Origin of the sequence: Neoroseomonas soli (assembly GCF_018129065.1) — a bacterium.
In the GTDB taxonomy this organism is placed as follows: domain Bacteria; phylum Pseudomonadota; class Alphaproteobacteria; order Acetobacterales; family Acetobacteraceae; genus Neoroseomonas; species Neoroseomonas soli.
Map to the genome: position 1 here is coordinate 1 of NZ_JAAEDM010000102.1, position 12,637 is coordinate 12,637.

Here is a 12,637-nt window from a genome sequence, read left to right on the forward strand (position 1 = left end):
CCCGGAAGCGGTGGTCGCCGCCGCCGCGCGGCCGGCCGACTGGACCATGGCGGCGATCGTCGGCGCCGCAGGGTTGCCGGCGACGCTGGCCGCCCTCGGCCGCGGCGGCGTGCTGGCATTGGCCAACAAGGAAAGCCTGGTCTGCGCGGGGGATATCGTGCTGGCCACCGCGCGGGCGGCCGGTGCCACGCTGCTGCCCGTCGATTCCGAGCACAATGCCATCTTCCAGGCCCTGGAATCCCGCGGCGGCGGCGCCGATCCCTATGCGACGGTCGAGAAGATCGTGCTGACCGCCTCCGGCGGCCCCTTCCGCACCATGCCGCTGGAGGAAATGGCCGCGGTCACGCCGGAAGCCGCCGTGAAGCACCCCATCTGGTCGATGGGGGCCAAGATCTCGATCGATTCCGCCACCATGATGAACAAGGGGCTGGAGCTGATCGAGGCCGTCCGCCTCTTCCCGGTGCCGGAGGAGCGGGTCGAGGTGCTGGTCCACCCGCAATCGACCGTGCACGGCCTTGTGCAATACGCCGATGGCTCGGTGATGGCGCAGCTCGGCACGCCGGACATGCGAACGCCGATCGCCCATGCGCTCGCCTGGCCGGCGCGGATGGCGGCCTCGGTGCCGCGGCTTGACCTCGTCGGCCTCGGGCGGCTCGAGTTCTTCGCCCCCGACCCGGTCCGCTTCCCGGCGCTGCGGCTGGCGCGGGAGGCCTTGCGGGCGGGCGGCGGGGCGACCACCATATTGAACGCCGCGAACGAGACGGCGGTCGGGTTGTTCCTCGGCCGGCGGCTCGGCTTCCTGGACATCGCCGCGGTGGTCGAGGAGACGCTGGCGCGCCTTGGCGCCCCCGCGGCGGGAGACCTGCGGGCGATCCTGTCGCTCGACGGCGCGGCACGGCACGAGGCGGCGAGGATCGCCGCTGAACGGGCGGCGGCCTGACGGCCGTTCGCCGCATCTGGAACGGACACATGGATTTCCTGCTCGACCCCTTCCGCACCATCCTCGCCTTCCTGGTGGTGCTGGGGGTTCTGATCTTCGTGCATGAGCTCGGCCACTACCTGGCCGCGCGGTGGCGCGGGGTGCATGTCGAGCGGTTCTCGATCGGCTTCGGCCGGGCCATCGCCTCCTGGCACGACAAGCGCGGCTGCGAGTGGCGGGTCGGCTGGATCCCGCTCGGCGGCTACGTGAAAATGCATGGGATGGAGCATGCGGGGGAGGCCACGGCCGAACCCGGCAGCTACCGCCCGGGCGAGGCCTTCCACGAGAAGGGCGTGGGCGACCGCGCCATTGTCGTGGCCGCCGGGCCGATCTTCAATTTCCTCCTGGCCGCGGTGCTCTTCGCCGGGATCTTCGCGACCTATGGCCGTCCGATGGGTTCGACCGCGGTGCAGACGGTGGTCGCCGGTTCGGCGGCGGAGCGGGCGGGGATCGTGCCGGGGGACCGGATCGTCGGCCTGGACGGGCAGCCTGTGGCGCGTTTCGAGGAACTGCAGCGCCACATCCAGCCGCGCGCCGGCCAGCCGGTGGAGATTCTGATCCGCCGCGGCGAGAGCGAGGTGAAGGTGATCGCCACCCCGGCCGCGCGGGCGGAGGACGGGCGCGGCATGCTCGGCGTCACCGGCGGCGCGATCGAGCGGGAGAGGCTTGATCCGTTCAGCGCGGTCGCGGCCGGGACCTGGCACATGGTGGCGGTTTCCGGCCAGACGCTGCAGGGCGTGTGGCAGATGATCTCCGGCGCGCGGGGGGCGGAGGAGATCGGCGGCCCGCTGCGCATCGCGCAATTGTCGGGGGAGGTGGCGGACCTCGGCCTGCTGCCGCTGCTGACCTTCATCGCATTGCTGTCGGTGAACCTGGCCCTCATCAACCTGTTCCCCATCCCGATCCTGGATGGCGGGCACCTGGTCTTCTACGCGGCCGAGGCGATCCGCGGCCGGCCGCTGACAGCGCGGGCGCAGGAATACGCCTTCCGCGGCGGCTTCGCCCTGCTGCTGACGCTGATGCTGTTGGCGACATGGAACGACCTGACCCAGCTCGGCATCGTGCGCTGGGTGGCCTCGCTGATGGGCTGACCCCGGCCAAAGCGGAAGCCCGCAGCCCGAGGCCCTGCCTCGGGCCGGGAGCGCGGCGGCCCGCCGCCCGGAAGCGCCCAGCCCGCGCCAAGCCCAGGCAGGACAGGCGGCCCGAGACGCTGCCTCGGGCCGGGAGCGCGCAGCGCGACCGCGCGCGACGACCCGCCGCTCCCGGAGCGCCAGTCCCGCGCGAAGCCAAGGCGGCCGGACGGCCGCCGCCCGGCGTCTGAGGGCACAAGCATGACTCCCATTCCGGCGGGGGTGGCGGGGGTGGGAAGCGTCGGTTAGTGTGCGGCCCCCTCGTCAGCCCCAAGATCAGGTATCGATTCGTTGTCCAGGCTGCGCACCCTCCTTCTCGTCCTCGCCGCCCTCGTGCTGGCGCTCCCGTCCTCCGCGCAGGCGCCCGGCCGCGTGGCGGCGATCGAGGTGCAGGGCAACCAGCGCATCGAAGCGGACACCATCCGCTCGTACATGCTGGTCCAGCCCGGCGAGCCGGCCGATCCCGACCGCCTGGACCGCAGCCTGCGCGCGCTCTTCGCCACCGGCCTGTTCCGCGACGTCGAGGTGCGGCCCGAGGGCAGCCGCGTGATCGTGCGCGTGGTCGAGAACCCGCTCGTCAACCGCGTCGGCTTCGAAGGCAACCGCCGCGTGACCAGCGAGGTCCTGCGCGGCGAGGTGCAACTGCGAGCGCGCTCGGTCTTCACGCCCGCCGCGGCGCAGGCCGACCGCCAGCGCATCCTCGAGATCTACGCCCGCCGCGGCCGCTTCGGCGCGACCGTCGAGCCGAAGATCATCGAGCTCGACCAGAACCGCGTCGACGTGGTCTTCGAGATCACGGAGGGCGAGGTCGCCCTCGTCGCGCGCATCAACTTCGTCGGCAACACCAACTACTCCGACAGCCGGCTGAAGGAGGTCGTCGCGACGCGCGAGCAGGCCTGGTACCGCCTGCTCTCGACCAGCGACAACTACGACCCGGACCGCCTCGCCTTCGACCGCGAGCTGCTGCGCCGCTTCTACCTGCGCCAGGGCTATGCCGACGTCGAGATCACCGGCGCCACGGCGGAACTCGCGCCGGACCGCAGCGGCTTCTTCCTGACCTACACGATCAACGAAGGCCCGCGGTATCGCATCGCCAACATCGACGTCACCAGCACGCTGCGCGGCCTCGACCCGGCCACGGTGCGCGGCGAGATCCCGGTGTCCGTCGGCGACTGGTACGACGGCGACGCGGTGGAGCGCGCCGACAACCAACTGACGGAATTCCTCGGCGCGCGCGGCTTCCCATTCGCCAATGTCGAGCCGCGCGTGGTGCGCAACCGCGACGCCCGCACGGTCGACCTGACCTTCGAGATCAGCGAGGGCCCGCGCGCCTACGTCGAGCGCATCGAGATCACCGGCAACACCCGCACGCAGGACCGCGTCATCCGCCGCGAATTCCGCCTCGCGGAAGGCGACCCGCTGGTGGTGCAGCAGGTGCGTCGCTCGCGCGACCGCATCCGCAGCCTCGGCTTCTTCTCCGACGTGCAGGTGAACACGCAGCCGGGTTCGGCGCCCGACCGCATGATCCTGAACACCCAGGTGACCGAGCGCGCGACCGGCGAATTCACCATCGGCGGCGGCTACTCCACCGATGCAGGCTTCCTCGCCGACCTCGGCCTGCGCGAGCGCAACCTGCTCGGCACCGGCATCGACAGCCGCATCAACCTCACGCTCGCGCAGCGGCGCAGCCAGGTGGATCTGTCGGTGACCGACCCGCAGTTCCTCGAGCGCAACCTCGCCGCCGGCGCAGACGTCTTCCTGGTGCAGCGCGACCTGCGCGACACCTCGGGCTACCGCGAGCGGCGGGCCGGCTTCGCGCTGCGCATGGGCTACGAGATCAACGAGCGGCTGCGCCAGTCCTGGTCCTACTCGCTGGTCGATCGCGACATCTACGACGTCGATCCCAACACCTCCCGCTTCATCCGCGAGCAGGAAGGCCGCACGCTGCTGAGCCAGATCTCGACGACGGTGACCTACGACCGCCGCGACAGCCGCATCGAGCCGCGCTCGGGCTATGTCATCCGCGGCGGCGTGGACTTCGCGGGCCTCGGCGGCGATGTCGACTACGTGCGCTTCCGCGGCGACGCCCAGTACTACATCCCGTTCGAGCGGATGCTGGGCGACCCCGAATACGTGCTCGTGCTGGCCGCCGGCGGCGGCTACCTCGCGCCCTATGGCGACAACGACAGCCGCATCGTCGACCGCTTCTTCCTCGGCGGCGAGAACCTGCGCGGCTTCACCCTCGGCGGCGCCGGCCCGCGCGACGTCTCGACCAATGACAGCCTCGGCGGCGAAGTGATGTGGACGACCTCGGCCGAGTTCCGCTTCCCGCTGCCGGTGCCGGCTGAACTCGGCTTCATCGGTCGCGCCTTCGTCGATGTCGGCTCGCTGACCGGCCTGCCGTCGAGCGTGAACAACTCGGGCTGCCCGCCGACCTTCCCGAACTGCGTCCGGGACGACGCCTCGCCGCGCGTCGGCGCCGGCATCGGCATCTCGTGGCGCAGCCCGATCGGCCTGATCAACATCGACCTCGCCCAGGCGGTGGTGAAGAAGTCCTACGACGAGACGCAGGTCTTCCGCCTCGGCTTCGGCACCCGTTTCTGATCCAGGAAGTTGCCTGACATGATGCGATTTGCACCCGCCGCCCTCGCGACGGTCCTCCTCGCCCTCCCGGCGGCGGCCCAGCAGGGGCAGTGGTTCGTTCCCGGCCAGCAGCAGGGCCAGCAGCAGGGGCAGCAGCAGCAGCGCCCGGCCCAGGCGCCGGCGCGCCCCGCCCAGGCGCCCGCCCAGCGCCCGGCCCCGACCCCGCCGCCGCTGGCGCCGGGCCAGCCGCCGCCCGCGCCGGTCATCGGCATCGTGGATGTGCCCGAGATCCAGCGCGTCTCCTCCGCCTTCACCCAGGTGCGGGAGGAGATCGAGCGCCGCCGCGGTCGCCTGAACGAGGACCTGCAGCGCGAGCAGCAGCGCTGGCGCGACGAGCAGCAGCGCCTTGCCACCGAACGCGCGTCGCTGACGCCGGAGCAGCTCCGCACGCGCGAACGCGACCTGCAGGACCGCATCACCGACAGCCAGCGCGTACTGCGCGAGCGGGCCCGCGACATCGAGCAGCTCGCCCAGACCGCGCTGCGCGAGATCGAGCAGGCGCTCGGCATTGTCATCCGCCAGGTGGCGACGAGCCGCAACGTCAACATCGTGCTGCCGCGCCCCCTGGTGATCTTCAACGAGCCCCCCTTCGACCTCACGGAGGAGGTGGCCGCGCAACTCAACCGCATGATTCCGAACGTGAACCTGCCGACGGAAGGTGCGGGCGAGGCTCCGGCCGCGCAGCAGCCGCAGCGTCCGGCCCAGCCCCAGCGGCAGGGCGGCGCGCAGCCGCAGGGCCAGCAGCCGCGGCGGAACTGAGGCCGTGGCTGCGGATCCGCGCTTCTACCCGGCGCGCGGCCCGGTCAGCCTGGCCGAGATCGCGGCGACGGCCGGGGCGCGCTTCGGCGGCGACGGGGCGCGGGTCTTCGCCGATGTGGGGTCGCTCGCGGCCGCCGGGCCGGACGAGGTCGCCTTTCTCGAGGGCCGTCGCTACGCGGGCGCGCTGAAGACGACCCGCGCCGGCGCCGTCCTGGTCACGGCCGATGCCGAGGCCGACGTGCCCGAGGGCTGTGTCGCGCTGGTCTGCGAGGCGCCGCAACTCGGCTACGCGCGGGTGGCGGCGCTGTTCCACCCGCAGCCGGCACCGGTGCCGGGCATCCACCCGACCGCCGTCATCGGCCCCGGGGCGACGATCGGCGACGGCTGCGAGATCGGTCCCTATGCCGTGGTTGGCGCGGGGGCGGAGATCGGGCCGGGCTGCATCCTCGGGCCGCATGCGGTGGTCGGGCCGGGCTGCGTCCTCGGTGCCGGATCGATCATCCGTGCCCATGCCTCGATGGTGTTCTGCATCGCCGGCGCCGGGGTGGTGCTGCACGAAGGCGCCCGGGTGGGCAACGAAGGCTTCGGCTTCGTCACCACCAAGGCCGGGGAACACGTGACGGTGCCGCAGATCGGCCGCGTCATCCTCGGCGACCGGGTGGAGATCGGGGCCAGTTCCTGCGTGGACCGCGGGGCGGCGGGGGACACGGTCCTCGGGCCGGGCACGCGCCTCGACAACCAGGTGCAGATCGGACACAACGTGAAGACGGGACGCGGATGCGTCATCGTCGCGCAGGTGGGCATCGCCGGATCCGCCGAACTTGGCGACTACGTCGTCCTCGCGGCCCAGTCGGGCCTCGTCGGGCATATCACGGTGGGCAGCGGTGCCAGGGTCGGCGCGCAGGCCGGCGTGATGAACGACGTGCCGGCGGGCACCGACGTGGTCGGCAGCCCGGCCTGGCCGGCGCGCGAATTCATGCGGGCGATGGCGCGGCTGCGGAAACTGGGCGCGCCGAAGCGGAACGGAAAGACGGGCGAAACGCCATGAGCAGCGAGAACGACACGGCCGGGAAGGCGCCGCGCGAGATCGGCACCTTCGACATCGCGCAGGTCATGCAGGCCATCCCCCACCGCTACCCCTTCCTGCTGGTGGACCGCGTGGTGGACATGGTGCTTGGCGAATCCTGCATCGGCATCAAGAACGTCACCATCAACGAGAACTTCTTCCAGGGCCATTTCCCGTCCATGCCGGTGATGCCCGGCGTGCTGATCATCGAGAGCATGGCCCAGACCGCCGCCGTGCTGGTGGTGACCACGCTCGGCCCGTCCTGGCAGGGCAAGCTGGTCTACTTCATGACCGTGGACAACGCGAAGTTCCGCAAGCCCGTGGTGCCGGGCGACCAGATGCGCGTGCACGTGAAGAAGGAACGCCAGCGCGGCAACATCTGGAAGTTCAACGGAGAGGCGAAGGTGGACGGCAAGATCGTCGCCGAGGCGACCTACTCCGCCATGATCCTGGACCGCTGAACATGACCGACATCCATCCGACCGCGGCGGTCGCCCCCGGCGCCGTCATCGGCCAGGGCTGCCGCATCGGGCCCGCCTGCGTGGTTGGCCCGGAGGTCGTCCTCGAGGACGGCGTCGAACTCGTCTCCCACGTGGTGGTGGACGGGATAACGCGCCTCGGCGCCGGCGTGAGGGTCTTCCCCTTCGCGACCATCGGGATGGCTCCGCAGGACCTCAAGTACAAGGGCGAACCCACGCGCTGCGAGATCGGCGCGCGCACGCTGGTGCGGGAACACGCGACGATCCATCGCGGCAGCGTCGGCGGCGCCGGCCTCACGCGCGTCGGCGCGGATTGCATGATCATGGCGGTCGCCCATGTCGCGCACGACTGCACGCTGCATGACCGCGTCATCATCGCGAACAACGTGATGCTCGGCGGCCATGTCGAGATCGGCGACACGGTCTTCGTCGGCGGCGGCACGGCCATCCACCAGTTCGTGCGCATCGGCCGCCAGGCCGTGATCGGCGGCATGAGCGGCGTCGAGGCGGACGTGATCCCCTACGGCTCGGCCATGGGCAACCGCGCGCGCATGATCGGGCTGAACCTGATCGGCCTGAAGCGGCGCGGCTTCTCCCGCCAGCAGATCCACGCGCTGCGCGGCGCCTTCCGCCTGATCTTCAAGGAGCCGGGCGTGTTCAACGACCGCCTCGCCCGGGCCGAGGAACGCTGGGCCGGCGATGCGCAGGTGGCCGAGATCCTCGCCTTCATCAAGGCGCCGTCGAAGCGTGGCCTGTGCAAGGCCGGGCGCGACGTCGATGCGGGCGATGAGGACGACGATACCAACTGAGGCCGGCGCGCCATGAGCGCGACGGAACCGCTCGGCATCATCGCGGGTGGCGGTGGCCTGCCCGTCCGCGTGGCGGAGGCGGTCGCCGCCTCCGGCCGGCCCGTCCATGTCGTGGTGTTGGAAGGGCATGGCGATGCCGCCGCCTATGCCGGCCTGCCGCATCGCGTCTATCGCTGGGGCCTGGCGGCGCAGATGCTCGCCTGGCTGAAGCAGAACGGCGTGCGGCAGGTGGTGCTGGCCGGCACCGTCGCGCGGCCCTCGCTGCTGTCGCTGCGGCCGGATGCGGCGGGGGTGAAGCTGCTGGCGCGGATCGGCAGGGCGGCCTTCTCAGGCGATGATTCCATCCTGCGCGCGGTGATGAAGGTGCTGGCGGAGGACGGGTTCGAGATCGTCGGCGCGCAGCATATCCTCGCCGGGCTGCTGCCGCCTGCGGCATTGCTCGCCGGGCCGGCGCCGGACGACCTCGCGCGCGCCGACATCCAGCGCGGGCTCGCGGTCTGCCGGGCGCTCGGCGCGGTGGATGTCGGCCAGAGCTGCATCGTCCAACAGGGCCTGGTGCTGGCGGTGGAGGCGATCGAGGGCACCGACGCCATGCTCGCCCGCTGCGGCCCGCTGCACCGCGAAGGGCCGGGCGGCGTGCTGGTGAAGTGCATGAAGCCAGGGCAGTCGCGCCTCGCCGACCTGCCCACCATCGGCCCGGTCACCGTGGATGGCGCCGTCGCCGCCGGTCTTCGCGGCTTGGCCTTCGAGGCCAACGGCACCATCCTTCTGGACAGAGAGACCACCATCGCGCGGGCGAGGGAGGCGGGGCTGTTCCTGCTCGCCTTCGACCCGGCGGAATTCACCGAAGGAACGACAGCATGAGCCAGGGCCGCTTCCTGCACACCATGATCCGGGTCGGCGACCTCGACCGCAGCATCGCCTTCTACACGAAGCTGCTCGGCATGAGGGAACTGCGCCGGCGCGACGTGCCCGACGGCAAGTACACGCTCGCCTTCCTCGGCTACGGCGAAGGCAATGCCGAGGGCCAGGGCGAGATCGAGCTGACCTACAACTACGGCGTCGAGAAGTATGAGCAGGGCAACGCCTTCGGCCATCTCGCGGTCGGCGTGCCGGACGTGGCCGCGGCCTGCGAGGCGGTGCGCACCGGCGGCGGCAAGGTGACGCGCGAGGCCGGGCCGGTGAAGTTCGGCACCACGATCATCGCCTTCGTCGAGGACCCCGACGGCTACAAGATCGAACTGATCCAGCGGTAAGGTTGGACCCGCTCACGCTGCTCCGCGGCGTCCTCGACACCGCCGAGGACGCCGCCCGCGCACTGGTGGGGCGCGAGCGCATCCGGCTCGCGGTCACTGGCCTGTCGCGCGCGGGCAAGACGGTGTTCCTGACGTCGCTGATCGCGAACCTTCTCGCGGCGGGGAAGGGTGCGCGCACGCTGCCCGCGCTCTCCGACGCCGCGGGCGGGCGCATCCGGCGTGTCTTCGTCGTGCCGGCCGGCACCGAGACCGTGCCGCGCTTCGACCCGGACGCGCATCTCGGCGCGCTCGCCGCCGACCCGCCGCGCTGGCCCGAGCGCACCGAGGATTTCTCCACGCTGTCCATCGCCTTCGATGTGGAGCGGCGCACCTCGCTCGGCGGGCTGCTGCCGGATCGGCAAGTCACGCTCGACCTCATCGACTATCCGGGCGAATGGCTGCTCGACCTGCCGATGTTGCGGCAGGGCTATGCCGCCTGGTCGGCGGAGACGACGGCACGGCTGCGGCACGGCGTGCGCGCCGATGCCGCGGCGGACTTCCTCGCCTTCGTCGACGGCCTGCCGGCCGATGCGCCGGCCGAGGACGCCCTGGCGAAGCGCGGCTACACCCTTTACCGCGACGCATTGCGCGTCTGCCGCGACACGCATGGGCTGCGCTTCCTGCAACCGGGCCGCTTCCTCAATCCCGGGCCCCGCGGGGAGGCGCCGCTGCTGTGGTTCTTCCCGCTGCCCGAAGGGGCGAAGGGCGGGCTCGCAGACCTCTGCGCCCGGCGCTACGCGGCCTATCTCGAGGACCAGCGCGCGACCTTCCTCGATCCCTACTTCTCCCGGTTCCATCGCCAGGTGGTGCTGGTGGACGTGCTCGGCGCGCTGCATGCGGGGGAGGCAGCCTTCACGGACACGGCGGACGCGCTCTCCGCCGTCGCATCCATCATCTCGGGCGCCAACTGGCTGGAGCGGCTGCTCGGTGCCGCGCCGACCCGTGTCGCCTTCGCCGCCACCAAGGCGGACCATGTGCCGGCGCGAGCCCGCGACGCTCTCGCCGCGCTGGTCGAGCACATCTCCTTCGGCGCGCGCGGACGGGCGGAGCAATCGGGGGCGGCCGTCTCCTGCCACGCCGTCGCCGCCATCCGCTGCACCGAGGATGCGGTCGCGCGCCTCGAAGGCCAGGCGGTCGCAGCGGTGCGCGGCGTGCTTTTGCAGGATGGCCGCGGCGCCACCATCTATCCGGGCGAGGTGCCGATGAAACCGCCCGAACCCGCCTTCTGGGAGGCCGGCCTGTTCAGCATGCCGGAATTCCGTCCGCCCCGGCTCGATCCCGCCGGGGCCTCGGGCATGCCGCATCTCGGGCTGGATGAACTGCTCGCCTGGCTGGTCGGGGACCTGCTGTGACCACGGCGCAAGGCCCCGGCCCGGCGCCACGCATCATCCTCGACGAGGCTACGACGCCGGCGCCGCGCCTCGATTTCGGCTGGGAGAAGGCGGTCGCCGCCGTGGCGCCGCCGGGCGGGCGGGGCTGGTCGACGCCGGCGCTGCTCGGCGCGGGGGCGGCGGTGCTGGTGCTGGGCCTCTCGCTGCTGGAAGCCGGCAACTTCGTCGCCGCGCAGTTCGATCGCGCGGCCTGGCTGGGCTGGCTGACGCTCGCGGTCGCGGCGGGCGGCTTCGGCCTGGTCTTCACCGCGATCTGGCGGGAGGCGCGCGGCTATCTCGCGCTGCGCAGCGTAGACCGCGCGCGCGCCGCCCATGCGCGCGGGGATGTCGCGACGTTGCGGGCGGAACTGGAGGCCTGGCAGGCGCGCCTGCCGCCCAGCCGCGCACGCGCCGAGGGGCTTGCCGACATGCCGGCCGACGCCGTCTGCGCGCTGGTCGAGGCCAAGGCCCTGGTGCCGATCGCGCAGGATGCGGCGGCGCTCGGCCGCGCGGCGGCGGTGCAGGCCTTCGCGGTCACGGCGGTCAGCCCCTCGCCGGGGCTCGATGCGCTGGTCTTCGTCTGGCGGGGCATCAGGCTCGTGCGGCAAGTCGCGGCCCTGCACGGCTTCCGGCCGGGCATCGCCGGGACGGTGTCCCTGCTGCGGCGCGTGGCGCTCGATGCGGCGATGGTGGCGGCGACGGATGTCGCGGTGGATGCGATGGTGCGCGGCGTGTTGAGCAGCCGCATCGTTGAGCACGTGGCGGGCGAGGCCGCGGCCGGTGCGGTCGCGGCACGGCGGATGATCCTGCTGGCACGCGCGACGGATGAGGCCTGCCGGGTTCTGCCGCGGCGCTGAAAGGTCGGGGGGAGGGGAACCTCCCCCGAGCCCCCTCCCTTCTCTGTCAGGGCGGATCGCCGTAGGCGATCCGCGTCAGCCCTCCAGGCGGACGTTCGCGGCGCGGGCCACCTCGCGCCACTTCGCGATCTCGTTGCGGATGAAGGCGCCGTATTCCTCCGGCGTGCCGGGGTCGGCCACCATGGCCATCGACGCAATGCGGGCGGCGATCGCCGGGTCGCGCAGGACCGCCACCACGTCGGCATTGATGCGGTGGATGATCTCGGGCGGCGTGCCGGCAGGGGCGACGAGTCCGGACCAGCCGGCGGCCTCGTAGCCGGGCACCAGCGTCTCGGCGATGGTCGGCACGTCTGGCAGTTGCGGCACGCGGCGCGCGCTGCACAGCGCGATCGCCTTCACGCGGCCCTCGCGGATATGCGGCAGGGCGGATGCGACGCTGTCCGTCATCAGCTTCACGTTGCCGGCGATGACATCGGCGATGGCCGGGCCGCTGCCACGATAGTGCACGATGTTGAAGCGGATATTTGCGCGCAGCATCAGCAGTTCCGCCGCCATGTGCTGGCTGGTCGCCGGCCCCGCCGATGCCATGTCCAGCGCCCCCGGCTGCGCCCGCGCGGCCGCGGCCAGTTCCTGCATCGTGTTGTAGGGCAGGGAGGGATGCGCGATCACCAGCAGCGGCACCATCGCGACGTTGCTGATGGCCGCGAAGTCCTTTTCCGCGTCATAGGGCAGGCGCGGCAGCACCGAGGGATTCACGCCGAGCGTGCCGGAGGTCCCGGCGATCAGGGTGTAGCCATCGGGCGCGGACCTCGCGCCCGCTTCCAGCGCGGGGGAACCGGCGCCGCCGGCACGGTTCTCCACCACCACGCGCTGCGGCCAGCGCCGGGACAGTTCGTCCGCCACCAGCCGCGTCACGATGTCGGAGGCCTGGCCGGGCGGGAATGGCACGATGATGCGCACCGGCCGGTTCGGCCAGTCGGACTGCGCGCGGGCGATGGCGGGCAACAAAGGCAGCGAAGCCGCCGCGAGGATCGCGCGGCGGCCGAACATGCGGGTCATGGTGGTTCCTCCCGGGGCCGGATTCCGCGGCACACTACATGACGCGCGGGAATGCGCGAGGGGGAAGGGCATGCCGGCTCGGTACGCCTTTACCCCTGGCGAAAGGGGCCCGGCAGGGATCAGTCGCGCGCGCGCTGCGCCGCCTCGTCCAGCCGGGCCTGGGCGCGGCGCGTGGCGAGGCGGCGCGCGGC

12 protein-coding genes are annotated in these 12,637 nt (G+C 72.1%); 11 read left to right on the forward strand and 1 reads right to left on the reverse strand.

All coding sequences use genetic code 11. The features are described from left to right. The 11 genes from dxr to GXW76_RS26210 all read left to right on the forward strand — a co-directional run. The coding region (dxr, locus tag GXW76_RS22565) for a 1-deoxy-D-xylulose-5-phosphate reductoisomerase (RefSeq protein ID WP_211864372.1) at positions 1–940 on the forward strand (940 nt) is incomplete at its 5' end. Between the two features lie 29 nt (positions 941–969). Next, a complete protein-coding gene (rseP, locus tag GXW76_RS22570; protein WP_211864376.1) occupies positions 970–2,070 on the forward strand; it encodes an RIP metalloprotease RseP in 1,101 nt (366 codons plus the stop codon). A 330-nt stretch (positions 2,071–2,400) separates the two neighbouring features. After that, on the forward strand, positions 2,401–4,713 hold the full coding sequence (gene bamA / locus GXW76_RS22575) for an outer membrane protein assembly factor BamA (RefSeq protein WP_246514622.1): 2,313 nt from the start codon (positions 2,401–2,403) through the stop codon (positions 4,711–4,713). A gap of 18 nt (positions 4,714–4,731) precedes the next feature. Further along, positions 4,732–5,511: an OmpH family outer membrane protein gene (locus GXW76_RS22580; RefSeq protein ID WP_211864377.1), complete on the forward strand. Its 780-nt coding sequence runs from the start codon at positions 4,732–4,734 to the stop codon at positions 5,509–5,511. A 4-nt stretch (positions 5,512–5,515) separates the two neighbouring features. Then, on the forward strand, positions 5,516–6,559 hold the full coding sequence (gene lpxD / locus GXW76_RS22585; protein ID WP_211864379.1) for a UDP-3-O-(3-hydroxymyristoyl)glucosamine N-acyltransferase: 1,044 nt from the start codon (positions 5,516–5,518) through the stop codon (positions 6,557–6,559). Beyond that, positions 6,556–7,038 (forward strand): 3-hydroxyacyl-ACP dehydratase FabZ, encoded by a 483-nt coding sequence (gene fabZ, locus GXW76_RS22590; protein ID WP_211864381.1) that lies wholly within the window; start codon positions 6,556–6,558, stop codon positions 7,036–7,038. Before lpxD ends, fabZ begins: the two co-directional genes overlap by 4 nt. Before the next feature lie 2 nt (positions 7,039–7,040). Beyond that, a complete protein-coding gene (gene lpxA, locus GXW76_RS22595) occupies positions 7,041–7,865 on the forward strand; it encodes an acyl-ACP--UDP-N-acetylglucosamine O-acyltransferase (protein ID WP_211864382.1) in 825 nt (274 codons plus the stop codon). A 12-nt stretch (positions 7,866–7,877) separates the two neighbouring features. Further along, positions 7,878–8,729: an LpxI family protein gene (locus tag GXW76_RS22600; protein WP_211864384.1), complete on the forward strand. Its 852-nt coding sequence runs from the start codon at positions 7,878–7,880 to the stop codon at positions 8,727–8,729. Continuing rightward, on the forward strand, positions 8,726–9,121 hold the full coding sequence (gene gloA / locus GXW76_RS22605) for a lactoylglutathione lyase (protein WP_211864388.1): 396 nt from the start codon (positions 8,726–8,728) through the stop codon (positions 9,119–9,121). Before GXW76_RS22600 ends, gloA begins: the two co-directional genes overlap by 4 nt. Before the next feature lie 2 nt (positions 9,122–9,123). Beyond that, positions 9,124–10,512 (forward strand): YcjX family protein, encoded by a 1,389-nt coding sequence (locus GXW76_RS22610; protein WP_211864390.1) that lies wholly within the window; start codon positions 9,124–9,126, stop codon positions 10,510–10,512. Continuing rightward, positions 10,509–11,387 (forward strand): DUF697 domain-containing protein, encoded by an 879-nt coding sequence (locus GXW76_RS26210; protein ID WP_211864392.1) that lies wholly within the window; start codon positions 10,509–10,511, stop codon positions 11,385–11,387. The genes GXW76_RS22610 and GXW76_RS26210 overlap by 4 nt, the downstream gene beginning before the upstream one ends. 75 nt (positions 11,388–11,462) lie before the next feature. Here GXW76_RS26210 and GXW76_RS22620 read toward each other — a convergent pair whose 3' ends face one another. Beyond that, positions 11,463–12,446 carry a Bug family tripartite tricarboxylate transporter substrate binding protein gene (locus tag GXW76_RS22620; protein ID WP_246514623.1) on the reverse strand — a complete coding sequence of 328 codons (984 nt, stop codon included), beginning with the start codon at positions 12,444–12,446 and terminating at the stop codon, positions 11,463–11,465. Positions 12,447–12,637: the final 191 nt, after the last annotated feature.